The sequence below is a fragment of the Halorubrum sp. Atlit-8R genome (assembly GCF_003666025.1).
Lineage (GTDB): Archaea > Halobacteriota > Halobacteria > Halobacteriales > Haloferacaceae > Halorubrum > Halorubrum salinarum.
On the sequence record NZ_QPLV01000006.1, the window covers coordinates 1 to 24,576 of the forward strand.

A 24,576-nucleotide genomic window follows, 5' to 3' on the forward strand; every position below is an offset into this window, starting at 1 on the left:
GACTCGGGGTGTACGCACCGAGGCAACGAGGTGTTAAGCCCACGAGAACTAACAGACCGAGCCACATTCATTGGCGCTGACGCGCCACGAACTCGCATGAGTTCAGGCGGTATCTGGATCGCACGTACACACGGTTATTTCGAACCACGACCGACACAGGAGTCGCTCTCTATAATGAGAGCGTCTCGGTTCGACTCCGAGAGTCGGCATGAAGGCGGCCAGAGCGGTGGGGAAACACCCGTACCCATTCCGAACACGGAAGTTAAGCCCACCAGCGTATCGTGAAGTACTGGAGTGAGCGATCCTCTGGGAACCGCGAGTCGCCGCCTACCCACTCATACGGGAATACTCCCACGACAGCCCACGGACGCGTTGTCCGTGGGCTTTCTTCATATCTAACGACCGATAGCGGTGCGTCCGATTCGGCAACTGTTGACTCGCCAGTGTAGCCCGCGTCCATCGAGGCGGTCGGGTCAGGGTACCGTCGGTCGGCGACTGCGCCGTCCGAGAGCTGAATCGAAGATTGTCTCGACGGAACCGTATCAGTACTAATACTTTCGTCCGTAAGTTTATCAGTTCTGTCGCTGAAGTCAACGTATCATGGGCGGGTCGGACGACGCGGTTCGACTGTGCTGCGGCGACGAGCCCTCGCTTCGCGACGGCGTCGCCGCGGACCGCGTCGTCTCCGTGTTGTTCGGCACCGACGTCGAGGCGTGGCGAAGGGGCTGGGGTCGGACGACGGCGGGACCGCCGGTACGGGAGGCGGCCGTGGACGTGAACGACATCGCTCGGAGCGGGGCCGCCGCGTCGACGCAGGTGGTACCGAACAACGGGCTCGCGTACACGGTGCTCGGCCGTGACGCCGATGGCGAGCGCGTGCTCGACGCCGTCGCCGATCACCTCGACGGCGTTCCCGAGGGGACGGTCGATCTCTTGGTCGACGATCTCGCGCCCCTCGCCGCGCGGGAGGGAGTCGACGCCGCGGTCGCGTTTGCGGATCGTCTCCGCGAACGCTTCGCCGACGAGGCGAACCGCGTCCTACTCGGCTGTTCCGCCGAGTGCTCCGCCGAGCTGCTGTCCCGCCTCGACGCCCTCGTCGACGCCGACGCGGCCGCGACGGCGGCGGTCGAACGGCTCTCGCGCGACGACCCCACCACCTTCGGGTACGTCCGTCGTCACTGGGCCGAGGCCAGGCGCGGTATCGAGGCGTGCGACCGGAACTACCCGCAGTCGAAGCAGGTCCACGCCGCGCTGACCGACCCGGAGACGACGCCGCGGACGCTGGGGGCGACCCTGTCGGGGTTGGTCACGCTCGGCGCGCTGGAAACGTGGGGAGACACGGTGGGACCGACCCGGTACGACCTCACCGCGTACCGGCCGGACCGGACGTGGGCCATCGGCGCGGCGCTCGAAGCGGACGGCGTCGAGGAGTGAGACATCGCCTCCCGGTTCGGTGCGTCAGCCGTCGGTTTCGTCCCGCTCGTCGTTTTCCGCGATGCGTCTGAGATCGGTCTCCACGACGGTGCCGTCGGGCTCCAGCGTCACGCTCCCGAGGGCGGCGGTCTCGCCGGTGTCGTACCGGGCGTCGACCGCCGCCAGCGTCCGGCGCCTGTCGAGCCGGTCCCAGACGGCCTCCGCGACGAGCGACTGGAACGCCTCGGGGTCGGTCCACCCGGCGTCGATGTCTGAGGGGACGCCGACGACGACCCGGAGCTCCGTCTCGGCGACGCGGATGCCGACGCCGAACGTGTCCGCACACATGGACGGCCGTTCGCGTCGAGGGGTGAAATCACCGTCGGCGTCGGTCCGGCGAGGGCCGAGACGGCGACCGCGTCGGGTCGATCGCTCGGCTCTCGAAACCGGTAAGCGCCCCCCGCTCGAAGAGTCGGAAACTCGATGAGTTCGAAGCCAGCCGTGTCGCCGAAGGCGGGGCTCGCGGCGGCGGTCGTCGCGGTGAGCGCGGGCGCGATCCTCGTCCGCCTGAGCGACGCGCCGAGCTCGGTCGCCGCGTTCTACCGAGTGCTGTTCACCACCCTCCCGCTGGCCGCGGTGGCGGCGTGGCGGTACCGCGGGGAGTTCGGCCGGATCCGGTCGCGCGACCTCGCGTTCGCGGTGCTGTCCGGCGTCGCGCTCGCGGTCCACTTCGCGGCTTGGTTCGAGAGCCTCCGGTGGACGAGCGTCGCCGCGAGCGTGACGCTCGTCCAGGCGCAGCCGGTGTTCGTCGCGGTCGGCGCGTGGCTGCTGTTGCGCGAGCGCGTCACGCGGCGAATGGCCGCGGGCATCGCCGTCGCCGTGGCGGGGATGGCGTCGATGTCGCTCGGCGATTTCCTGGGGGGCGTGGCGGTCGGGCCGCGCCCGCTGTACGGCAACGCGTTGGCGTTGGCCGGTGCCGTCGCCGCGGCGGGGTACGTCTTGGCCGGTCGCTCGCTGCGGCAGCGGATCTCGTTGGTCCCCTACGTCACCGTCGTGTACGGCGTCTGCGTGGTGGTCCTGCTCGCGTTCGTGCTCGCCGCCGGCCACCCGCTGACGGGGTACCCCGCCCGGGAGTGGCTCCTGTTCGCCGGGCTCGCGGTCGGGCCGGGGCTGCTCGGCCACACGGTCCTCAACTGGGCGCTCGCGCACCTGGAGTCGAGCGTCGTCTCCGTCTCGCTGCTCGGCGAGCCGGTCGGCGCGACGCTGCTCGCGGCCGCGCTGCTGTCGGAGACGCCCACTCCGGCGACGGTCGCCGGCGGCTGCGTGGTCCTCGTGGGTATCTACGTCACCGCGACGGCGAACTCGTCGTAGCGTTTTCAGCGCCGATATTTTGGGGTAAACGTTCAAGACCGCGGAACGGGTGGGTCGGGTATGGACCGGCGAACGGTCGTCGCGTTCGTTGGCGACGACGAGAGCGCCAGCGAACGCGTGGCCCGTGCGGTCGAGGCCGCGTGGAACGGCGCGGGCGGGCCGTCACTTCGGACGCTCGCTCCCACTGACTTCGGCGACGACCGAGACGGCGAGGAGCCGTTAGAAGGCACCTGCGGAGTCGTCGTCACCGCCTCGGCCGCGACGGACGGCGGCGTCGCGGACGGACTCGCCGCGCTCCCGTCCCACGTGCCGGTGATCGCGCTCGTCGAGGACGCGTCGACGGCGACGATCCGAACGCTGTTGGCGGCCGACGTGGACGACGTGGTCGAGGCCGACGACCGCGGTCGCCACGCCGGAGAAGACGCGGTCGACCCGCTCGCCGAGCGGATCCGGAGTCAGATGACCCCCGACCGCGTCAAGCTCGGGGACGACGGCGTCGCCCGGCTCTCGGAGGTGTTGCTCGACGCCGGGACGACGCTCATGAGCACGCGCACCGACGAGGTCGGCACGAAGATCGAGTGGACGATGGAGAACGTCGGCGAACACGCCGAACTCGACCGGATCGTCTGTTACCGCGAGGAGGACGGCGAGTTCGTCCCCGCCTACGACTGGTGTCCCGAGGGGTTCGACCCGGCGCCGAGGCCGTTCGACGACTTCCCGGATCCGGACCTGCTGTCGACGTTCGGTAACGTCGCGCGCGGGTCCGCCCCGGCCGCCGACGACTCCGAGGGTGACGACGACGCGGGGCTCGCGGGGTCGCCGGCGACGGTCCACGTCCCGCTCGTCGTCGACTGGGAGCTCAGCGGCATCGTCGCGTTCGAGTCCGACGACTGCCGCGTCTGGGCGGACGAGGAGGTGGGCCTGTACCGCACCCTCGGCGACCTGATCGCGCACACCATCGCGCGCAACGACCGCCGGGAGGCGCTCCGCAGACAGGCGGAACAGCTCGAACAGTTCAGCGCGGTCGTCTCGCACGACCTCCGGAACCCGCTGAACGTGCTCTCGGGCTACCTGTCGCTCTCCGAGGACGAACTCACCCCGTCGCGGTACGACGCCATGAGCGGCGCGGTCGACCGCATGGAGACGCTGATCGACGACCTGCTCATGCTCGCGCGCCGCGGCGAGGCGATCGGCGACACGGAGCCGGTGCCAGTCGCGGCCGTCGCCGAGGACGCCTGGGACTCGGTGCGCGCGCCCAACGCGACGCTCACGATCGCCGACGAGATCGGGCGCGTCGAGGCGGACCCGAGCCGGCTCCGGCAGGCCCTCGAGAACCTCTTCCGGAACGCGATCGACCACGGCGGTCCGGAAGTCTCGATAGAGATCGGCCCGATCACCGACGGCGGCGACGTCGGCGGGATGTACGTCGCCGACGACGGGCCGGGCATCCCGGTCGAACTCGTCGATACGGTGTTCGACTCGGGCGTCTCCTCGGCCGACAGCTCCGGCATCGGCCTGGCGATCGTCGACCGAATCGTTGAGGCGCACGAGTGGGACATCGACGTCCGGAACGACGGCGGCGCGGTCTTCGAACTCACCTTCGACGCGGACGCGACGCGGGTCGCGGCGCCCTGACGCACGGGCGTCGGTCCCGTTGGCGCGGCGCGCTCAGTTCTCGGCGAACCGCTCGACGGTTCGGCGGTGCCGGTCGCGGAACATCCCCTCGAATCCCACCTTCGCCATCGGCCCGACCGCGTCGCCGAGCGGCCCGAGCGGCAGCCGGTAGTCGACCGTGTCCACGAGGAGCGTCTCGTCGCCGTCGGCGTAGAACGCGTGGGTGTGCTCCCAGCGACGGAACGGGCCGCCTTCCATCACGTCGACGAACCGGGCGGAGCGCTCCGGGGACGCCGTGCCGTCGGGCTCGCGCTCGGCGATCCGCGAGGTCCACCGCTGGCGCGGGCCGGCCCCGAACGGGCGGACCGACATCTCGATCTCCGAGCCCGCGACGAGGACCTCGGGGTCGGGAGACCCGTCCGGCCCCGCGACGCCGTCGACGCGGAGACGCATCCAGTCCGGGGTGAGTTCTCGCAGTCCGTCGACCGTGGAGTGAAAATCCCACACGTCTTCGATCGGGGCCGGCACCCGAGTCGTCCGCCTGTACGTCGGCATACTCGCGGTACGGTGCGGGCGGACAAAAAGCCGTCCTCGGCGGCGGTTCGGGGACCGAAACCCGCATGCCTGCGCGCGGCGTGAAACGAGATGATGGAACGCGGGGCGATCGACGTCGGCGACCTGGCTGGACCGTTCGACCTCCAGGCGACCCTGGAGAGCGGACAGAGCTACCTCTGGAACCGCGCGGACGGCGAGACCTACGACGAGCTTCACGCCCACGGCGGCGACGCGTGGTACGAGACCGCCGTCGACCCGATTCCCGGCGTGACGGAGGAGCGCGTCGCGGTCCGGGTCAGACAGGAGGGCGGCGTCCACGACGGCACGCTCCGCTGGGAGGCGTCGACGGACGCCGAGCCGCTGTTGACGCACCTGCTCCGGCTCGACGACGACCTCGACGCGATCCTGGACGCGACGCCCGACCTCCCGCTGTTGGAACGGGCTTACGACGCCTACGAGGGGATGCGACTGACCCGCGACCCGGTGTTCCCCTGTCTGATCTCCTTCATCTGCTCGGCGCAGATGCGTGTCGCGCGGATCCACGGGATGCAGCGGCGGCTCCGGGAGACGTACGGCGACGCGGTCGGGCTCGGCGACGAGACGTACCGGGCGTTCCCGACGCCGGACCAGCTGGCCGCGCGCACCGAAGCGGAGCTCCGCGACCTCTCCTTGGGGTACCGAGCGCCGTACGTCCAGCGCACCGCGGAGATGGTCGCGAGCGGCGAGGCCGACCCGATGGCGGCGGCCGACCTCCCCTACGAGGAGGCCCGCGAGTCGCTCACGCGGTTCGTCGGCGTCGGGGACAAGGTCGCCGACTGCGTGCTGTTGTTCTCGCTGGGGTTCCTCGAAGCGGTGCCGCTCGACACCTGGATCCGCACGACCATCGAGGAGTACTACCCCGACTGCGACCGCGGGAGCTACGCGGCGACCTCCCGCGCGATCCGCGAGCGGTTCGGCGGCGAGTTCGCCGGCTACGCGCAGACGTACGTGTTCTACTACCTCCGCGCCGGCGGGGAGTGACCGACGGGCCCGCGTCCGCGGACGGCCGGCGTCTCCGCGGGAGCGAGCGGCCGCGAGACGCCCGCTCGCCGACCGCGTCGGCCGCCGAGAGGCGGCCCCGGCCGAAGTTTGATACTCGTTCGCGTGGTACGCTCGGCCGTGATGGACTGTCGAGTCGTCGTCGAGGCCGCGGTCCCGGTGTACGACGTGGAGACCCCCGACGAGGCGGTCCGGATCGCCATCTCGAAGACCGGCGAGATGCTCAACCCGGACCTCAACTACGTCGAGATCGACACCGGCACGCGGACGTCGCCCAGCGGCGAGCAGCTCGACCCGGCGTTCGTCGCGGCCGACGAGGCGCTCGTCGCCCTCGAACTCCGGATGGACGTGTTCAACGTCGACCGCGACGAACACGCCAGCCGCGTCGCGCGCAAGGAGATCGGCAAGCGGCTCCGTAACATTCCGCTGAAGGTGCTCTCAGTGACGGAGATAGACCCCGAGGAGAGCGACCGGCCGGAGGACCCCCCGACGGCCGAGGGAACGTCGGAGTCGGAGGACGGCGAACTCGAACCCGGTGGCGACGGGCCGGCTGACGGTCGCTGAGCCCCGAGAGCGGTTCCGGCACCGCCGGTCCGCGGGCGGGAACGCCGCGGGACGAGAGACGGCGGCGTCGCTGGTCGGTGAACGGTCGGTCGGCGAGGAGCAGCGCGCAGTAAGCGGTTCAGTCGGCCGTCGGGGCCAGCGGCTCCGACTCGGACGACTCCATCGGCTCGGTGATTCCTTCGGTCAGCTTGAAAACGGCGGCCTTGTGGTCGGTCTTCGACTTGTGAATCGATGTCGGCTTGACGCCCAGTTCCTCGTAGGCTTCGAGGTCGACGTCGTCGTCCCAGAACTCGCACTGTTTTCGTACCTCCGCGAGGAGACCGTGAAGATGGATGAGCTCCTGCTTCTTCATGAGTACCCATCCTTTGCTACCGGAGGTTTATATTATTATCTTGAGTCACGTTACCATACTGTTCGCGTATTTCGCGAGTAGCGGCGCGGAGAAGTGGATTCTCGATAGATCGATCAGGATCGTTTGCGACCGTCCGGAGCGGTCGCCGGCCCGCGAGCGACGGGCGTCGCTACGCGGTCGGTCACCGGGCGATCGGAGAGCGGGGCGTCGCGAGCCGGCCGGGGGTACCGGCGTGCGCTACTGGAACTGCTTGACGGCCTCGAGGTCGCGTTCCGTCCGCATGAACTCCGTCAGGCGGCGCGTCGCGTGACACGCCGAACAGCTGAAGTTGGATCGCAGATCCTGAAGCTCGGCGGGGTTGTCCTGCCACTCCTTCCCGCACTCCGGACAGACGAGTCTGACGAACGCGTCAACCATGTCACCCAGTACAGGCGGCCGCGTTAAAAACGTGTGTGGCGGGCGATCCGCGACTGTCGGCGGGTCGATCCCGCGGTCGGTTCGATCGTTGTCGCCCGCTCAGGCGCTCACGGCGCCGCTCGCGTCGAGCAGCTCCTTGTACCGGTTCCGGATGGTGACCTCCGAGACGTCGGCGACGTCGGACACCTGGCTCTGGGTCACCTTCTCGTTCGACAGCAGCGCCGCGGCGTAGACGGCGGCCGCGGCGAGCCCGACGGGGGACTTGCCGCTGGTGATCCCCGCGTTCGCGGCGTCGTCGAGCAGTTCGCGCGCGCGCCGCTCGGTCTCCTCGGAGAGGTCGAGCCGCGAGACGAACCGCGGGACGTAGCTCGTCGGGTCCGCGGGCTGGACGCGCAGTCCGAGCTCGCGGATGACGTAGCGGTACGTCCGGGTGAGCTCCATCTTCTCGACTCGGGAGACCGCGGTGAACTCGTCGAGGCTCCGGGGGTTCCCCACCTGCCGGGCGGCGGCGTACAGCGACGCGGTGGCGACGCCCTCGATCGAACGACCCGGAAGGAGGTTCTCGCTCAGCGCGCGGCGGTAGATGACCGAGGCGGTCTCGCGGACGGTGTCCGGGAGGCCCAGCGCGCTGGACATCCGGTCGATCTCGCCGAGCGCCTGCTTGAGGTTGCGCTCCTTGGAGTCGCGGGTGCGGAAGCGCTCGTTCCAGGTCCGCAGCCGCTGCATCCGGCGCCGCTGTCGCCCCGTGAGCGACTTGCCGTATGCGTCTTTGTCCTGCCAGCCGATGTTCGTCGAGAGCCCCTTGTCGTGCATCATGTTCGTCGTGGGGGCGCCCACCCGCGACTTGCTGTCGCGCTCGCCGGAGTTGAACGCGCGCCACTCCGGGCCGCGGTCGACCGAGTCCTCCTCGACGACGAGCCCGCAGTCGCTGCAGACCGTCTCGCCGTGTTCCGTGTCCGTGGCGAGCCGGCCGTCGCACTCCGGACAGGTGGTGATCCGCTCGCGCTCGCTCTCCGTGCGCTCCTCGACGCTCGTCGACTCCGCTCCCGCCGCGTCCCTCGTTCGGGTGCGCTCGCCGGTCGCGGACGCGTCGCCCCGGTCCGCGAGTCGGTCTCGTTCCGTGCCGCCGTCGCTGTAGGTGTATGTCTCTGTCATGGGCTTGCTCCGACGATCCCCCGACGAAAATACAGCGAGGTCCGCAATCGCCAGTCTGTTAACGTATAGTTAGTACCGAGAGAATATAAACGTATCGCTGCTGGCGGCGGCCGGCGAAGGACAAAATTCGCCTCTGGAGGGGGCAAAACGGCCGTCACGGTGCCCTGGGCGGCCCGATCGCGACGACGCCCGACCCGCCGCTCGAAACGCGCGATCGTACTTATACTTCACTCCCCGACCGCCGTGGCCGATATGTCCGAGCCGAAAGGGGGGCCAACTGCCCCCTATCGATTGCGGCTCACCGGGAACGCGACGCGGTCCGGACTGTCGTTGAACCGGTCGAGGATCCGCTCGTACAGGCGGTTCTTCACGCGCTGGCCGCGGCGCGGGTGGGTGAGGTACCGGACCCGGAGCTCGACCCACGACTCCTCCTGCCGGACGTTGACCGTCGGCCCGTCGTGGACCTCCAGCTCGACGGGCGTCTCCGCGAGCGCCTCGCGGTAGGCGGCGATGCCTTCCGCCATGTCCTCGCCGACCAGGTCGGACGCCTCCTCGATCATCACCGACCGCGCGAACTCCAGGTCCGTCTCGTAGGCGACCTGAACCGAGACCTCGTTCCAGACGTACGGCGACCCGCCCCCGCCGAAGTTGACGACGTTCGACGAGAGGACCACGCTGTTCGGGACGGTGACCACCCGCCCGGAGGGCTGGTTCGTCGTCACCAGTTCCCCGTTGATCTCCCACAGCGTCGTTACGAGGAAGTCGACGCCGATTACGTCGCCCTTCGCGTCGTCGATTCGGACGCGGTCGCCGACGCCGAACGGCTGCTTGACGGCGATGTACACCCACGCGATCAGCGATAAGAGCGGCTGCTGGAGCGCGAAGGTGATCGCGAACCCGATGACCCCGAGCGAGAACAGGAGGCCGAGCCAGTTCTCCGTCGCCACCGCGAGCGTCGCAACCGTCCCGACGACCCCGAACGCCAGCCGCAGCAGGTTCCGGACGTTGTGCGCCCGGCGCTTGCTGGCCGACCGCGTGAGCACGCGGACCGCGAGCAGGTAGCTCCCGTACGCCGGTCCCGCGACGGCGACGACCAGCAGCGCCCGGCTCACGACCACCGGAGCGGGGTACCCCCCGATCGGCGGCCACGTCGCGAGCGCGTCGGTCGTGCCGGCGACCGTCCCGGCGATCCCGGCGAGCAGCCCGACCGCGACCGACGCGAGCCCGAGTGGACGTCTCACGCTCGTCGCTCGCGGCCGACCGGCAAAACGGTTGTGCCGCCGCGGTCCCGCGCGTCTCCCTCGGCCGCGGCCGTCACCGGTCGCCGACGGCGACGCGCGCCATCGCCCCGGCGAGCACCTCGGTCGCGGCGGCGCAGTCGGCCCAGTCGGTCCACTCGCGGGGGTTGTGCGAGATCCCGTCCCGGGACGGGGCGAACAGCAGCGACGCGTCCGTGACGCGCGCGACCCGCATCGCGTCGTGGGCGGCGCCGGAGTGGAGGTCGATCGCCTCGCGGCCCGCGGCGGCGGCGGCCTCGTGGGCGGCCTCGCGGAGGCGGTCGCTCATCGGCGTCGGCGCCACGTCGAACGGGCGCTCGAACGCGGTCTCGACCCCCCGCTCGCGCTCCAACCGCGCCAGCGACTCGCGCGCGGCGTCGACGATCGCCTCCATCGACTCGGCCTCCACGTCGCGCACGTCGACGCCCGCCTCGACGCGCCCGGGGACCACGTTCGTCGCGTTCGGGGAGACGGACAGCGACCCGACCGTGCCGACCGCGGAGGGCGACGACGACGCCACGATCTCGTTCGCGGCGCGCTCGACGTCCAGGACGAACTCGCTCGCGGCCGCCAGCGCGTCCGTCCGGTCGTCCATCGGGGTCGCGCCCGCGTGGTTCGCCTCCCCGTCGATCGTCGCCTCGCAGTGGGTGATCCCGGTGATCGTCGTCACGACGCCGGCCGCCGCGCCCGCCGCCTCCAGCGTCGTGTCCTGCTCGACGTGGAGTTCGTAGAACGCCCCCCACGACGCGGGGTCTAGCGTCGTCGGCGCGCCCTCCGCGTCGGTCGGCGTGGCGGCGTCGACCGCGTCCCCGCCGCGGTAGCCGATCCGGTCGAGCGCCTCGCCGAGCGTCTCCCCGTCGCCGTCCGACAGCGCGAGCGCCTCGTCGAGCGCCAGCTCGCCGGTCGCGATGGTCGACCCTAACAGGCCGTTGCCGAAGGTGCCGCCCTCCTCCTCGGTGAAGCTCACGACCCCGACCGGGCGCTCCGGTTCGACGCCCTCGTCCCGCATCGCGCGGACCGCCTCCAGCGCGGCGTACACCCCGAGCGGCCCGTCGAAGATGCCGCCCTCGGGGACGCTGTCGAGGTGGCTCCCGGAGACGACCGGGGCGGCGTCCGGGTCGGCGCTCTCGGGGGTCCACGTGCCGAGGACGTTTCCGACGGCGTCGACGGTCACGTCGAGGCCGGCGTCGCGGAGGCGCGCGACCAGCCGGTCCCGGGCCTCCCGGTTGGCCTCGGTCCCCGTTCGGTTCGTCCGCGCGTGCGCGTCAGGGTCGTCCGTCTCGACCCGGCCGAACGCCGCGTTCGCCTCGATGTCCGCGCGGAGCCGGTCCGCGTCGACTGGGAGGTTCATACCGGCACCGGGTGCCGCGGGATCAAAACGGTTCGGGCTCCGGCCGGGCGCTCGGCGGCGCCGCCGTTCGCCACCGGCGCCGCGCCGTCACTCGTTCCGCCGCGCGAGCCAGTAGCTGGCCGATCCCGCTCCGAGGCCGGCGGCGAACGAGCGCTTCGCCGCCGGGCCGTCGACCGAGCGCGCGACGGCGACCCCGAGCGCCGCCCACGCCAGCGCGACGCCGGCGGTCCGCCCCGGGCCGCCCCGAAGTCGCCGACAGCCGGCGACCGTCCGCGTGTGCCGGTAGAGGTAGCCGGCCGCGAAGCCGACCGCGAACGGGGCGGCCCGGACCTCGTCGCCGGCCGCTCGCCGCCACGCGAGCAGGACGCCGACGCCGAGGCACTCGCTCGCGGCGCCGAGCGCGCGCACCGCGTTCACCATGCGAACGGTTCGCACTCGACGCGAAAAGCGGTTTCGCCGGGCGCGGATCCGAAAGCACTTGTCGGGGGCCGTTCTGGTTTCGGGCGGCATGTCCCCGTTGCTCCTCCAGGGTGCGGCCGCCGGGATCGCCCTGCTGATCAGCCTCGTGTTCCTCGTCGTCCACCTGGCGATGATCGTGTGGACGTACTCGGACGCGCAGTCGCGAAGCGATCACCCGCCCGTGCTCTGGGCGCTCGTGGTGTTCTTCGCGCCGATCCTCGGCCTCCTGCTGTACCTCATCATCGGCCGGAACTCCTACTGAGGAATCGCCGTCCGGCGACGGTCGTCGCGTGACCGCCCGCGCCGGACCTCACACGCCCTTCAGCACGCTCGTCGCTCCGACCGTCTCGGCGACGACCCACGCGACGAACAGCGCGTAGGCCGCGAGCAGCGCGTACGACTCGCGCTCGCCGAGCGCGAGCTCCGTCCGAAGCGTCACGAACAGCAGGACGGTCGCGGCCGTCAGGACCCCGAACATCGGCACCGCCGTCGAGAAGTTCACCTCGACCGCGCCGACGATCAGCACGCCGAGCGGGATCGCGACGAGCAGGTCGAAGGTGTTCGAGCCGAGGACGTTGCCGAGGCTCGTCGCGCCGCGGTCGTCGCGCGCCGTCCGGACGCTCACCAGCGCGTCCGGCAGGCTCGTCGCCGCCGCGACGACCGTGACGCCGGCGAGGAACTCCGGGACGCCGAAGGCGGCGCCGAGCGACTCGACCGACGCGACGAGCCGCTCGACCGTGACGACGATGAGCCCGAGGCCGGCCGCCAGCTTCACCCACTCTCGTCGGAGGTCGACCCCCTCGCGCACGCGCTCCTCCGCCGCGTCGTCGACGTCCTGGTACTGGATGAACAGGTAGAGCCCGTACAGGCCGAGCGGGATGACCGCGAGCGAGCGCGGCAGCTCCCCGACGATCGGCTCCGTCGACACCGGGAAGTAGATGACCGCGAGCGCGAACGTCACGACCAGCGCCGAGACCGCGAGCATGTAGAACTGCGCCTCCTTGTACACGATCGCCCGGTTGGCCTCCAAGTCCTCCTCGGCGCCGAGGCCGGCGACCGCGGGGATCACGAGGACGTTGAAGATGGCCGACCCGACGAGCGCCCCGACACCCATGTCGAAGACGCCGGTGAGGGCGGTGACGAGCACGCTCACGAGCTCCGGGAAGCTCGACCCGACCGCGACCACGACGGACCCCTGGACGACGGCCGGCAGCCCGTAGTAGCCCGCGAGGGTCTCGGCGGCCTCCTCAAGCCAGCCGCTCCCGACCCAGATCAGTCCGGTCGCCGCGGCGATCACGAGGACGTGGACGACCGGCGCGTCGGGGAGGATCCCCGTCACGGGCTACCGAACGTGTCGCCCGCCCAGCTCCCAGAGCCGGTCCGCTATCTCGTCGTCGAGCGCGTCGCGGGTGACGCGCCACTCCCAGTTGCCGGCCAGCGTGCCGGGCTCGTTGAACCGCGCGTCGCTGCCGAGCCCGAGCAGGTCCTGGAGCGTCGTCACCGCGAGGATCGCGTCCGACCCCCACACCGCGTCGATGATCGCCCACTCGGGCGGCTCCTCGGGGTCTGACCCGACGTTGTACCGGAAGCAGTCGCGCTGCTCGGACGGGAGGTCCTCGAAGTAGCCGACCCATGTGTTCGTGTCGTGCGTCGAGGTGTAGCCCACGACGCCCTCACCGTAGTGCATCGGCTGGTACTGGTTACCCTCCGCGCACCAGTCGGCGTACTGCGGGACGCGCATCCCCGGGAAGCCGAACTCCGCCATCAGCTCCTCCATTGCCGGCTCCTCGAACCCGAGGTCCTCCGCGATGAAGGGGGCCTCGCCCAGTTCGCGCTCGACGGTCTCGAACAGGTCCCGTCCCGGCCCGTCGCGCCACTCGCCGTCCGCGGGGTCGTCGCTGTCGGCCGGGATCGCCCAGTACTTCGCGAACCCGAGGAAGTGGTCGAGCCGCGCCACGTCCGCCAACTCGAACAGCCGGCGGAACCGGTCGAGCCACCAGTCGTACCCCGACTCGGCGAGGTGCTCCCAGTCGTACAGCGGGTTCCCCCACCGCTGCCCGTCGTCGCCCGCGTTCGGCGGGACGCCCGCGACCGCGGTCGGGCGGTTCCCCTCGTCGAGCCGGAACGCCTCCGGGCTCGCCCACACGTCGGCGGAGTCGAGCGCGACGTAGATGGGCACGTCGCCGACGATCGACACCCCCTCCTCGGCCGCGACCGCCCGCAGGTCGCGCCACTGGCGGTCGAACGTCCACTGGACGAACTCGCGGAACCGGATCTCGCGGGCGTGCTCGTCGCGCGCCTCGGCCAGCGCCTCGGGATCGCGCGTCCGCAGCGGCGCGGGCCAGTCGGTCCAGACGTCCTCCGGGCGCGCGTCGGAGAGCGCGCGGAACAGCGCGTAGTCGGCGAGCCACGGCTCGCGCTCGCGGAACTCGTCGAGCGCCGCGCGGTCCGCCTCCGTCGCCCGCTCCTCGAACCGGTCGAAGGCGGTCCGCAACAGCGGGAGCTTGTACTCGCGGACCGCGTCGTAGTCGACGCGGTCGGTCGGGAAGTCGGGGACCGGCGTCAGGTCGCCCTCGTCGAGCCACCCGTCCGCGACGAGCCCGTCGGGGTCGACGAACAGCGGGTTGCCGGCGAACGCCGACGGCGACTGGTACGGCGACTCCCCGGCCACGGAGAGCGTCGGCCCGAACGGACATATCTGCCAGTGGTCGACGCCGGCGTCGCCGAGGAACGAGAGGAAGTCGCGCGCGCCCTCGCCGAGGTCGCCGATCCCGTACGCCCCCGGCAGCGAGGTGACGTGACAGAAGACGGCGTCGGAGCGGTCGAATCGCATACGGCCCCCTGCGATCCCCACCGACTCAAGCGTTGCGTCCGGCCGGGTCGCCCCCGGGTGCGACTGCCGGGGGCGGAACCGGCGGCGGGGCGTTCGCTCACTCCCCGACGACCGGCACCACCGCCACCTCGTCGACGCGGATCCGCTCCGTGCCCTCGCCGTCCTCGACGAGGCAGTCCTCGCCGGTGACGAGGTCGCGCTCCCCGTGGTCGAGGTCGACCGCGACGCTCGCGTCGACCGGCGCGAAGTTGAGGACGACGACGAGGTCGTCGTCGCCGTCGCGGCGCCGGAACGCGACCACGTCGTCCGGGTGGGCGTCGCCGCTGGCGACGACCGGCTTCTCCGAGAGGTCGCCGCTCGCGAAGTGGTAGTCGACGCGCGCGAGGTCGCCGGCCGGCCCGAGCGCGGGGTGGTCCCGGCGGACCGCGAGCAGGCGCTCGTAGCGCTCGCGGACCTCCTCGCGCGCGTGGTCCCACGCGATCGCGTCGCGGCGCCCGCGCTGCCCGATCTCCTGGCCGGCGTACACCATCGGGACGCCCGGCAGCGTCATGATCGCCGCGCCCGCGGCGGCCGCGGCCGCGTCGCCGCACTCGACGCGGTAGCGCGTCTCGTCGTGGTTCTCGATGTACTGGAGGAACTCGGCGTGGTCCGGGAACCCGATCTCGGCGCGCTGGCCGACCGCGTCGAGGACGGACTCCGCGGGCGCCGCCCCCCGTCCGATCTGCCGGAGCTGGAAGTACAGCGTCGCGTCGAAGTGGACGTCGAACATCCCCTCGTGGAAGCCGGGGATGTACGGGATCGTCTCGTCCATCAGGAGGAACTCCCGGTCGACGTCCTTCACGCGGTCGCGGAGCTCCCGCCAGAAGGAGTCGGGGACCGCCCACGCCATGTCGCAGCGGAACCCGTCGACGAGCGGCGCCCACTCGTCGACCACGTCGAGCAGGAACCGCCGCACGTCGAGGTTCGCGTGGTTGAGGTTCGCGATCAGCTCCCAGTCGAAGTAGGTGCCCGGCTCGCCCGACTCCTGCCACTCGTAGCGGTCGCGGTACGGCGACTCGGGATTCTGGTAGGCGTCACGGAACCACTCGTGCTCGCGCGCGGTGTGGTTGGCGACGAAGTCGAACAGCACGCGCATCCCGTGGTCGTGGGCGGTCTCGACGAGCGCCTCGAAGTCCTCGCGCTCGCCGAGGTCCTCGGCGGTGTCGAAGAAGTCGACGATGTTGTAACCGTGCGGCTTCCCGTCGTGGCCGAGGACCGGGGTGAGCCACAGCGTGTCGACGCCGAGGTCGGCGATCCGCGGGATCCGCTCGGCGATGGCGTCGAACGCCTCGCCCTCGTCGGCGTCCGCGAAGGTGCGGACGAACACCTCGTAGACCGAGGCCTCGCGGGTCCACTCGGGCGGGTCGTTGAGCCGCACCGTCTCGAAGTCGGGCGCGTCCGGGACCCGCACGGGCTCGCCGCCCCCGGCCTCGTCGGCCGCGGCCCGGTCGCCCGCGGCGCGCTCGACGGCCGCCGCGTCGGCGACGCTCACGCGCGGGTCCTCGCCCGGGTCCCGCGCGACCGCGACGGCGTGTACCCGGAGCCGGTCCGGCACCGCGTCGAGCGGCACGCGGAGCTCGCGACCGTCGTCGCTCGCGCGGAGCGCGTCCCGCGGGTTCGTGCGGCCCGCCGCGACGGCGTCGGCCACGTCGCGGTCGTCGACGACGAACGTCACGGTCAGGTCGTCGGCGTCGAGCGAGGACTCCGGGTTCGGCGAGGGGACCGCGGTGAACACCGCCTCCCCGGCGTGTTCGCCCTCCTCGCCCGGGTCCCCGTCGAACGCGACGCTCGCGTCGACCCGCACGCGCGGCCGGTCGACTCCCTCGTATTGCTCCTGCGCGGCGTAATCGCGCGGCGCGTCGTCCGCGTCCCGGTCGCGGATCGCGGTCCCGCTCCCGCCCGCGACGTCGACGCCCTCGTAGCTCGCCGGGAACGCGCGGACGGTGAGGAGGTGGTCGCCGTCCGGGGCGTCGAGGCCGAGCAGGTAGCGTCCCGGCACGTCGGGCGTGAACCCGGTCACGGGGCCGTCGCCGACGGTCGCCTCGCTGTCGGGCGGCGCGTCGGCGACGCGCCACGCGTACGCGCCGTCCGGGTTCGGATCTCTCGGCGCAAGCTCCGTCCGCTCGCCGGTCGCGAGGAAGCGCGGGGGTCCGGGGTGGTGCATGTGACGGCCATCGACGCCCGGGGCCTTCGGTGTTGCTCTTGTGACGGTGACTGCGCCGCGGTGCCGCTGGCCGCGCGGTTACCCGCCGCGGTCGTCAAGGCTTTTACTCCGGCAGGCGCAGGGCGGGTATGCGACTGCGTACCGCCCTTACGGAGCACGAACGTCGGCGCGGGGAGCGCTACCCGGCGGAGCACTCGATGACCGCCGGCGCGTTCACCGGCGACGACGGCCGACTGGTCCACGTGGGGCCGGACGGGACCGTCCACGACTGTTCGTACTCTCTCTCCGAGGTCGGCGGCGCCGACCGCCTCCGGATGGGGATAACCGCCGGGCGCGGCGTCCGCTGGTTCGACGACCTCGAGACGACCCGCCAGCACTACGACGGCGACACCCCCCTCGTCGAGACCGAGTACGACGCCGGCCGCTACACCATCCACCAGTTCGACCTCGTGGTGAGCGACACTCACCTCACGCACGTCGAACTCCGCGGCTCGCCCCCGGCAGACGCCGAGCTCGTCGCCGCCTACGCGTTCTCGCCCGACATGGTCGAGGGGCGCGTCGGCAACATGGTCCACGACGGCGCCGGCCCCGAGGACGGCGGCGTCGTCGAGGTGTACCACCGGACCGAACACGACTTCCTCACGGCCTCGACGGGCCTCTCGAACGCCCACGGCCAGCGCCTGCGGACGATCCCCGAGCTGCTCGGCGAGGGCGGCGACGGGTTCCCGCACCGCGGCGAGATCGACCGGCGCGAGGACTCCCGGCTCACCCCGGACGTCGTCGTCCGCGCCCCGTTCGAGCGCGACGGGCGCACCGAGCGCGTCACGCTCGCGGGCCGCGCCGTCGTCGACCGCCGCGCCGCGCGCGACACCGGCGACGACGCGAAGGACGCCCTCACCGACGGGATCGACCGCCAGCGCCGGATCGAGGCGGTGTCGAACATCGCGACCGCCTACCCCGACGCCGACGACCTCCGCGAGGCCGCGGACGGCCGCGGGCCGGACGTGCCCGAGGACGCCCCCCGGCGCTCGGTGATCGCGAGCGACCTTCGCGCGCTCGACCTGCTCACCGCGGAGTCCGGCGCCCGGATCGCCGCGCCCGAGTTCGACCCCTTCTACTCCACCTCGGGCGGCTACGGCTACACCTGGTTCCGCGACGAGGCGACGGTGTCGACCGCGCTGCTCGACGCGAGCGAGGAGCTCGGCCTCGACGCCGACGAGGAGCTGCTCGCGGCCGCGAGCTTCTTCTGCCGGACGCAGGACGCCGACGGCTCGTGGCCCCACCGGGTGTGGGCCGACTCCGGGAAGGTCGCGCCCGGCTGGGCGAACGCCCGGATCGAGGGCGCGAACGCGACGCCCGGCCCGAACGACCAGCTCGACCAGCCGGCCACGGTTGTCGCGTTCCTCGCGACGCTGCGCCGCGAGGCCGACCTCCCCGCCGAGTGGCGCGACCGGATCGACGAGACGATCGCCGACGCCGTCGACTTCCTCCTCGAGACGACCGAGGACGACGGGCTGCCGCGCCGCTGTCAGAACTGCTGGGAGAACGCGCTCGGCCGGTTCACTCACACCGGCGCCGAGTACCTCCGGGCGTTCGCCGCCGTGGCGCGCGCGCCGGTCGACGAGGGGCTCCGCGCCGACGCCGCCGACGCCGCCGACGCGGCGCTGTCGGGGCTCGACGCGCGCTGGAACCCGGACACGGAGCGGTTCCTCCAGCGCGCCAGCGACGACGGGCAGGACGCCCGCGCCGACGCCAGCACCTTCGCGCTCGCGACGGCGGCCGCCGAGTACGCCGCCCTGCTCGACGACGAGGCCGCGCCTGGCGACGCCGCGGCCGCCACCGACGGCTCCGGGCCCGCCGGCGTCGACTCGGTCGCGACGACGGAGTTCGACCGCTTCCTCGACCGGGTCAACACGCACGTCCGGCAGACAATAGACGCGCTCCGGCGCGAGACCGCCTCGGTCGAGGGGCTCGTCAGGTTCACCGGCGACGACTGGCGCACGGCCGAACAGGGCGCCGCGAAGGTGTGGTCCATCGCGACGCTGTGGGGCGCGACGGCCGCGGCGACGCTCGCGGGCGTCGTCGACGAGCGCGGCGGGGCCGCCGGGCCGCTGTTCGCGGACGCCCGCGACCTGTACGCGCTGTGCGGCCCGGACGGCCCCTTCGTCAACGAGGCGGGGCTGTTCGCGGAGCAGGCGTTCGACGACGGCGACCTCGACAGCGCGACGCCCATCGCGTGGTCGCACGCGCTTCGCATCGACGCGACGGTGACGCTCGCGAGCCACGGCGAGCTCCCGGTCCCGCACGACCGCGAGAGCGGCCCCGAGGCGGCCCCGCACTGGACGACCGGCCGGAAGTTCGGCCTCGGCACGCCGGCCGACTACGAGGCCGACGACCCGGTCCCGGTGTGGTTCACGCTCACAGAGGGGGCGCTCACCGAGGCGCGGTTCCCGCGGATCGACGTGATGAACGTCCGCACGTTCGACTTCCTCGTCGCCGACCCCGACTCCGAGTACGCGATCCGCACGTTCGACGAGACGGGCCACGTCTCGGCGACGGAGACGATAGAGCGGACGACGGAGCCGGCGGCCGACGACGCGCTCGCCTACGTCCAGCGGATCCGCGAGACCGGCGACGGCCACGGCCACTCCTGGACGCTCCGGGTCGAGTACGCGGTCGACACCGACGGGACGGCGATCCTCGCGGACGTGCGGTTCGAGGGGAGCCGCGAGTACGACGTGTACGCGCTCGCGGACGTCACCATCGCCAACGTCGGCACGAACGACCGCGCCGAGCGCGTCGACGGCGACGGCGGCGCGCACCTGCTCGCGCGCAAGGACGACCCCGACCGCGACGCGGGCAAGCTCGTCGACGACGAGGGCGAGCCGTTCGACCCCGCGCTCGCGCTGGCGAGCGGCGACGGGTTCGACTGGGCGAGCGCGCTCGCGGCCGGCGGCGAGGCGGTCGACGCGCTGTTCGGCGACGGCGAGCGCGGCGAGGAGTCGGCCGAAGCGGTCGGCAACGTCGTCCTGGCCGGCCTCGTCGGCAGCGGCGAGCGCGTCGTCGACACGGTCGCGCTCGGGTTCGCCGAGGACACCGACACCGCGGCCGCGCTGGGCGAGGCCGAGGGGGCGCTCGCGCGCGGCTTCGACGACGCCGCGGACGCGTACGCCGAGACGTGGCGCTCGTGGCTCGCGGACCGCGAGCTCCCCGACTCGGTCGCGGACGACCCGGACCTCGCGGCGCAGTACCGCTTCGCGCTGATGACGCTCGCGGCCGTCGAGGACAAGGCCCACGACGGCGCGGGGATCGCGAGCCCCTCCGTCCCGTGGGGCGAGACCGAGTACGCCGCCGAGGACCGGGGCTACGGCTACAACTTCGTCTGGTCGCGGGACCTCTACCAGGTGTTCACGGCGCTGATCGAGATGGACGACCTCGGGCGTGGCGCCGACGCCCTGGCGTACCTCTACAACACCCAGCAGGACGACGACGGCTTCCTCCCGCAGAACACCTACATCGACGGCCGGACCCGGTGGGGCGGCGAGCAGATGGACAACATCGGCTTCCCCTCCGTGATGGCGTGGCAGCTGTACGAGCGCGGCGTGACGCTCGACGACGCGGGGTACACCTACGACCAGGTCGCCCGCTCGCTCGACTACATCGCCGAGAACGGCCCCGAGACCGCCCAGGAGCGCTGGGAGGAGGAGGCGGGCTACTCGCCGTCGAGTATCGCGGCCGAGATCGCGGGCCTCGTCTGCGGCGCCGCGCTCGCGCTCGCCGAGGCCGACCGGCGCGACGGAGCCGACGAGGTGGGGAGCGGGGCGGCCGAGTCGCCCGAGTCGCTCCGCGCCGACGCGCTCGCGTGGCTCGCGCTCGCCGACGACTGGACCGCCCGCGTCGAGGACTGGTGCGCGACCGCGACCGGCACCGACCGCCACGAGCGGACGCCGTACTACCTCCGGATCACGGCCGACGGCGACCCCGAGTCCGGCCGCCCCCGGACCATCGCCAACGACGGCCCGACGTACGACGAGCGCGAGATCGTCGACGGCGGCTTCCTCGAACTCGTCCGGCTGGGGATCAAGCCCGCCGACGACCCGGTGGTCCGGAACTCCGTCGCCGTCGTCGACGACTCGATCCGCGTCGACACCCCCCACGGCGCCGCGTGGTACCGCTACGTCGGCGACGCGTACGGCGAGATCGCCGTCGGGGACCCCGGCGCGCCGTGGGCCGGGACCGGCGACGGCCGGGGGCGCCTGTGGCCCATCTTCACCGGCGAGCGCGGGGAGTACGAGCTCCGCGCCCGCGGCGACGGCCCCGACGCCTTCGGCGGCACCGACGAGGACGCGCTCGAACCCGAGACGCTGCTGGAGACGATGGCGGGCTTCGGCAACTCCGGGCTGATGCTCCCCGAGCAGGTGTGGGACCGCGAGCACCCGACGAAGTACGGCTGGGAGTTCGGCGAGGGCACCGGGGGGGCGACCCCCCTCGCGTGGTCGATGGCCGGCTTCGTCCGGCTGGCGCACGGCGTCGACGCGGGCGAGCCGGTCGAGACGCCGACCGTCGTTCGCGACCGCTACGTCGACCGCGACCGCCCGGCCGGTCCCGACCTGACGGCCACCGCCGAGTTCGTCGAGGACGCCGTCGTCATCGCCGGTGAGACGGACGCCGAGCGCGTGGCAGTTCACACGCGGCAGACCTCTCGGCTCGTCGCCCCGGACGCCGACGGCGCGTTCGAGGTCGACCTCGACGCGGATACCGACGCCGACACGGTCGTGGTCGCGGCCGCGACCGACGACGACTTCGAGGTGGCGGGGACCGCCGTCGAGCGGCTCCGCCTGTAGCGCGCCGCAGCCGCGTCAGGTCACGAACCGCGGACTCCTTCTATCCCAGCGCGGTGACGTCGACGGTGCGCGTCTCGCCGTCGACCTCGATCTCGACCGTCTCGGCGACGCGCTCGCGCACCGTTTCGCGCCAGTCCTCGACCGCCTCGGCGTGTCGCTTCCGCCGCGCCGCGAGGTCCGTGTCGGGGTGTTCCGCCGCCGTGTCGTCGACCTCGGGGTACGGCGGCGCGTCGGCCACCAGCGCCCGCGGGTCGATGTGGAGCGGCGCGGGCCCCCCGTCGCCGGCGTCCGCGTCCCCGTCGCCGCCTCCCGCGTCGAGCGCGTGGAGCCGCGCCCGCATCCGCCCCGAGAAGGGCGGCGTCGCGCGGAGGACGACCTCGCGATCGCTCCGCAGCGTCGCTTCGAGGGCGTTCGCCACGTCCTCGCGGTGGACCGCGACCGACCGGATCCGGTCGGGGCCCGCGCCCCGGCCGCCCTCGTCGTCAGTCATCGTTCGCCGCCCACTCGGCGTCTGAGAGCGTTCGCTGGACCGCCTCCTCGCCGACCGCGCCGGCGAGGTGTTCGAAGCCCGCGCGGACCCCGCGGTCGCCGGCGTTCGCGACCAGCCGCGAGACGATGAACTCCGGCGTGGACTTCCCGACCGTCTCGAACCGCGGCTGGTAGTCGACGCGGAGCTCTAAGTCGTTCGTCAGCCCCTCCGCGAAGATGCCGTCGATCCGGGCGGCGTCGGGCAGCGGGCTCAGGTCCTCCGCGAGGTGGGTGACGTAGACGCCGAGCGCGCCGCGGTCGACCGTCAGCGTGACGAGGCCGTTCAGCAGGTCGGCGGCCCGCCCCGGCTCCGTGATCGCCTCGAACTCGTCGACGAGCATGAGCGTGCGGCCGTCCGCGACGAGCGGGGGGACGACCGACTTCAGCGTCGACTCCAGCACGCCGGCGTTGAAGGAGGCGTGCCGGCGGTGGAAGACGACCCGGTCGAACGTCCCGACCTCGGCCGCGTCGGCGGGCACGGGCAGCCCCATCGACGCGAGCAGCGCCACCGCACAGAGCGTCTCCAGAAGGGTCGTCTTCCCGCCGGAGTTCGCCCCGGTGAGGACGCTCACGCGGTCGCCGGTCGGCGGCGCGTCGGCGCTCGCGACGCCCGCCTCGCCCGCGAGCGAGTGGGAGCCGACGCCGTACGAGACCGGCTGGACGTCGCCGCCGAGGAAGGGGTTCCGCGCCCCGCGCACGGCGATGCCGTCGTCGACGAGCGTCGGTCTGACGTGCCCGTTCTCGGCCGCGAACCGCCCCAGCGAGAGCAGGAACGCGGCGTCCGAGACCGCCGTCGCGGCGCGGGCGACCGCGGTGTCCTCGTCGGCGCCCGACTCGTCGCCGAGCCGCTCGCGGATGTCGGCCGCGACGGCGGCCTCGCGCTCGTCGACCGCCGCCTCCAGTTCGCCGACGAGGTCGCGCAGCGTCCCGGAGACGAAGTCGGCCGCGTCGAGCGCCTCGTCGGGCGCCGCCGACCGGACCGTCGCCGGCTCGACGCCGGTCTCGCGCGCGACGTGGTCGACCGTCGCCGCCTCCAGCGCCTCGAAGTCGCGGAGGCTCCCGTCGCGGACTGTTTCGAGCACGTCGAACGCGGAGTCCGCGAGGTCGCGCGCGGCCGACAGCTGCCCGCGAAGGCGGTCGAGCTCCGCGTCGGCGCCGGACGCGATCTCGATGTCGTCGCCGTCGAGGTCGCCGGCGGGGTCGATCGAGCCCCGCACGTCGGCGAGCGCGTCGGCCGCGTCGCGCAGGCGATCGCCGTCGAGCGCGCCCACGTCGGCGAAGGGGCCGTCAGTCAGCCCCGCCTCGCGCAGGGCGACGGCGGTCTCGACCGCGGCGAGGTCCGAGCCGTCGGCCTCGTCGTAGGCGGCGAACGCCTCCGCGACGGCCTCGCGCGCGTCGTCGTCGAGGCCGTCCCAGGCGTCGCGGGCGGCGACGACCCGGTCTAACCGCTCCTCGACGGCGTCGCGGTCGAGGAGAGGGGTCATCACCCTGATCCGGTCGGCCGCGTGCGCGGTCAGCGCCGCGTCGGCCGCGAGCCCGAGGAGGTCGTCGTACACCGAGCGCGCGTCGCCCGTCGCGAGGACGTCCATCCCGGCCTCGCCGTTCGCCCGGCGGAGGATGCGGGTCGCGCGGCCGCGGTGGAGGCCGGCGTCGACGAGCGCGCGGACGTCGGCCGACTCGATCGCCTCGACGGCCCGTTCGGTCCCGAGCGCCTCGGTGAGCCGCTCGCTCGTCTTGGGGCCGATCCCCCAGTAGTCCTCCAGTCGCATACCCCGTGGTGTCGCCCCGGCGCCTTGGCGTTTTCGTCGATCGTCCCGGCGGCCCCGCCGTCCCGATGTCTCTCCCGCCGTTCCGATTTCCCCCCGCCGTCCCGGCGGCGCGATCCGGCACGCGAGCGCTCTTGCCTCCGGCTCCCGTACGGGAGGCCATGGCAACCGAGATAGCCGAGGGCGTCTGGCGGATCGAGTGTCGCGGCGTCAACGCGTATCTCGTCTTCGACGACGTGCCGACGCTCGTCGACGCCGGGACTCCGTGGGACGAGGCCGCGATCCGGGACGGGCTCGACGACGCTGGCGTCGCCGTCTCGGAAGTCGGCCGCGTCCTGCTCACGCACTACGACCTCGACCACGTCGGGACGCTGGCGGCGCTCGCGCCCGACCTCGACGCGCCGGTCCGCGCGTACGGCTTCGACGCCCAGTTGCTCCGCGGAGCGCGCTCCCCGCCGCTTCGGAACCACAAGGGCCTGATCCAGCGGCTCGGCGGGCTCGTCACCGACCGCGCCGACCTCGACGTCGTCGGCGTCCGCGACGGCGAGCGGATCGGGTCGTTCACGGCGTACCACACGCCCGGCCACACCCCGGGTCACGTCGCGTACGTCAGCGAGGAACTCGGGGTCGGCCTCCTCGGCGACCTCGCCTCGGCGTCGGACGGCGACCTCGAACCCTCCGGCTGGCTGATCAGCTACGACACGGACGAAGTCGCGGCGAGCGCGCGCTCGCTCTCGGCGCGCGCGCCGCCGTTCGAGGTCGCCTGCGTCGGGCACGGCGACCCGCTCGCGACGGGCGGCGGCGAGGCGCTGCGGCGGCTGGCGGCGACCGTCTGA

Annotated in this window: 21 protein-coding genes and 1 rRNA gene; 9 read left to right on the top strand and 13 right to left on the bottom strand. The window is 72.6% G+C overall.

Features of this window, described 5'->3' with window-relative positions:
- Nucleotides 1-210 precede the first annotated feature (210 nt).
- Nucleotides 211-332 (top strand): 5S ribosomal RNA (gene rrf, locus DVK05_RS14065).
- Nucleotides 333-600: 268 nt separating this feature from the next.
- Nucleotides 601-1,434 carry a hypothetical protein gene (locus tag DVK05_RS14070; protein ID WP_233559426.1) on the top strand — a complete coding sequence of 278 codons (834 nt, stop codon included), beginning with the start codon at nucleotides 601-603 and terminating at the stop codon, nucleotides 1,432-1,434.
- 24 nt (nucleotides 1,435-1,458) lie between these two features.
- Here DVK05_RS14070 and DVK05_RS14075 read toward each other — a convergent pair whose 3' ends face one another.
- Nucleotides 1,459-1,761, bottom strand: coding sequence for a hypothetical protein (locus DVK05_RS14075; RefSeq protein ID WP_121564325.1), 303 nt, complete (start codon nucleotides 1,759-1,761; stop codon nucleotides 1,459-1,461).
- Between the two features lie 135 nt (nucleotides 1,762-1,896).
- On the opposite strand from DVK05_RS14075, the gene DVK05_RS14080 reads away from it, so the two are divergent.
- Nucleotides 1,897-2,784 (top strand): DMT family transporter, encoded by an 888-nt coding sequence (locus tag DVK05_RS14080; protein ID WP_121564327.1) that lies wholly within the window; start codon nucleotides 1,897-1,899, stop codon nucleotides 2,782-2,784.
- A 60-nt stretch (nucleotides 2,785-2,844) separates the two neighbouring features.
- Nucleotides 2,845-4,419: a HAMP domain-containing sensor histidine kinase gene (locus DVK05_RS14085; RefSeq protein WP_121564328.1), complete on the top strand. Its 1,575-nt coding sequence runs from the start codon at nucleotides 2,845-2,847 to the stop codon at nucleotides 4,417-4,419.
- Nucleotides 4,420-4,452: 33 nt separating this feature from the next.
- Here the strand turns inward: DVK05_RS14085 and DVK05_RS14090 are convergent, their stop codons facing one another.
- Nucleotides 4,453-4,953 (bottom strand): SRPBCC family protein, encoded by a 501-nt coding sequence (locus DVK05_RS14090; RefSeq protein ID WP_121564330.1) that lies wholly within the window; start codon nucleotides 4,951-4,953, stop codon nucleotides 4,453-4,455.
- A 93-nt stretch (nucleotides 4,954-5,046) separates the two neighbouring features.
- Here DVK05_RS14090 and DVK05_RS14095 point away from each other — a divergent pair, with 93 nt between their 5' ends.
- The gene (locus DVK05_RS14095; protein WP_121564332.1) at nucleotides 5,047-5,973 is read left to right on the top strand and encodes a DNA-3-methyladenine glycosylase; all 927 of its coding nucleotides are present in this window, start codon (nucleotides 5,047-5,049) and stop codon (nucleotides 5,971-5,973) included.
- Between the two features lie 141 nt (nucleotides 5,974-6,114).
- A complete protein-coding gene (locus DVK05_RS14100) occupies nucleotides 6,115-6,555 on the top strand; it encodes a DUF555 domain-containing protein (RefSeq protein WP_121564334.1) in 441 nt (146 codons plus the stop codon).
- Nucleotides 6,556-6,673: 118 nt separating this feature from the next.
- Here the strand turns inward: DVK05_RS14100 and DVK05_RS14105 are convergent, their stop codons facing one another.
- From DVK05_RS14105 to DVK05_RS14130, 6 genes are all read right to left on the bottom strand, one after another.
- Nucleotides 6,674-6,907 carry a UPF0058 family protein gene (locus DVK05_RS14105; RefSeq protein ID WP_004598519.1) on the bottom strand — a complete coding sequence of 78 codons (234 nt, stop codon included), beginning with the start codon at nucleotides 6,905-6,907 and terminating at the stop codon, nucleotides 6,674-6,676.
- Nucleotides 6,908-7,144: 237 nt separating this feature from the next.
- On the bottom strand, nucleotides 7,145-7,324 hold the full coding sequence (locus DVK05_RS14110) for a hypothetical protein (RefSeq protein ID WP_096392845.1): 180 nt from the start codon (nucleotides 7,322-7,324) through the stop codon (nucleotides 7,145-7,147).
- Between the two features lie 99 nt (nucleotides 7,325-7,423).
- Nucleotides 7,424-8,479: a transcription initiation factor IIB family protein gene (locus DVK05_RS14115; RefSeq protein WP_121564336.1), complete on the bottom strand. Its 1,056-nt coding sequence runs from the start codon at nucleotides 8,477-8,479 to the stop codon at nucleotides 7,424-7,426.
- Between the two features lie 284 nt (nucleotides 8,480-8,763).
- Nucleotides 8,764-9,720 (bottom strand): mechanosensitive ion channel family protein, encoded by a 957-nt coding sequence (locus tag DVK05_RS14120; protein ID WP_121564338.1) that lies wholly within the window; start codon nucleotides 9,718-9,720, stop codon nucleotides 8,764-8,766.
- A 73-nt stretch (nucleotides 9,721-9,793) separates the two neighbouring features.
- Entirely contained in the window at nucleotides 9,794-11,107 is a 1,314-nt protein-coding gene (locus DVK05_RS14125) for a Zn-dependent hydrolase (protein WP_121564340.1), read from the bottom strand.
- Between the two features lie 87 nt (nucleotides 11,108-11,194).
- A complete protein-coding gene (locus tag DVK05_RS14130; protein ID WP_121564342.1) occupies nucleotides 11,195-11,527 on the bottom strand; it encodes a hypothetical protein in 333 nt (110 codons plus the stop codon).
- 88 nt (nucleotides 11,528-11,615) lie between these two features.
- Here DVK05_RS14130 and DVK05_RS14135 point away from each other — a divergent pair, with 88 nt between their 5' ends.
- Nucleotides 11,616-11,828: a PLDc N-terminal domain-containing protein gene (locus tag DVK05_RS14135; protein ID WP_053771473.1), complete on the top strand. Its 213-nt coding sequence runs from the start codon at nucleotides 11,616-11,618 to the stop codon at nucleotides 11,826-11,828.
- Nucleotides 11,829-11,876: 48 nt separating this feature from the next.
- Here the strand turns inward: DVK05_RS14135 and DVK05_RS14140 are convergent, their stop codons facing one another.
- From DVK05_RS14140 to malA, 3 genes are all read right to left on the bottom strand, one after another.
- A complete protein-coding gene (locus DVK05_RS14140) occupies nucleotides 11,877-12,905 on the bottom strand; it encodes a sodium:calcium antiporter (RefSeq protein ID WP_121564344.1) in 1,029 nt (342 codons plus the stop codon).
- 3 nt (nucleotides 12,906-12,908) lie between these two features.
- Nucleotides 12,909-14,399 carry a 4-alpha-glucanotransferase gene (gene malQ, locus DVK05_RS14145; protein ID WP_121564346.1) on the bottom strand — a complete coding sequence of 497 codons (1,491 nt, stop codon included), beginning with the start codon at nucleotides 14,397-14,399 and terminating at the stop codon, nucleotides 12,909-12,911.
- A gap of 97 nt (nucleotides 14,400-14,496) precedes the next feature.
- Nucleotides 14,497-16,602, bottom strand: a complete 2,106-nt coding sequence (gene malA, locus DVK05_RS14150; RefSeq protein WP_121564348.1) for an alpha-amylase MalA — start codon at nucleotides 16,600-16,602, stop codon at nucleotides 14,497-14,499.
- Between the two features lie 128 nt (nucleotides 16,603-16,730).
- On the opposite strand from malA, the gene DVK05_RS14155 reads away from it, so the two are divergent.
- On the top strand, nucleotides 16,731-21,446 hold the full coding sequence (locus DVK05_RS14155; RefSeq protein WP_199712336.1) for a glycoside hydrolase family 15 protein: 4,716 nt from the start codon (nucleotides 16,731-16,733) through the stop codon (nucleotides 21,444-21,446).
- 40 nt (nucleotides 21,447-21,486) lie between these two features.
- Here the strand turns inward: DVK05_RS14155 and DVK05_RS14160 are convergent, their stop codons facing one another.
- On the bottom strand, nucleotides 21,487-21,936 hold the full coding sequence (locus tag DVK05_RS14160) for a hypothetical protein (RefSeq protein WP_121564350.1): 450 nt from the start codon (nucleotides 21,934-21,936) through the stop codon (nucleotides 21,487-21,489).
- Nucleotides 21,929-23,743, bottom strand: a complete 1,815-nt coding sequence (locus DVK05_RS14165) for a DNA mismatch repair protein (RefSeq protein WP_121564352.1) — start codon at nucleotides 23,741-23,743, stop codon at nucleotides 21,929-21,931. The genes DVK05_RS14160 and DVK05_RS14165 overlap by 8 nt, the downstream gene beginning before the upstream one ends.
- 158 nt (nucleotides 23,744-23,901) lie before the next feature.
- Here DVK05_RS14165 and DVK05_RS14170 point away from each other — a divergent pair, with 158 nt between their 5' ends.
- Nucleotides 23,902-24,576: an MBL fold metallo-hydrolase gene (locus tag DVK05_RS14170; protein ID WP_121564354.1), complete on the top strand. Its 675-nt coding sequence runs from the start codon at nucleotides 23,902-23,904 to the stop codon at nucleotides 24,574-24,576.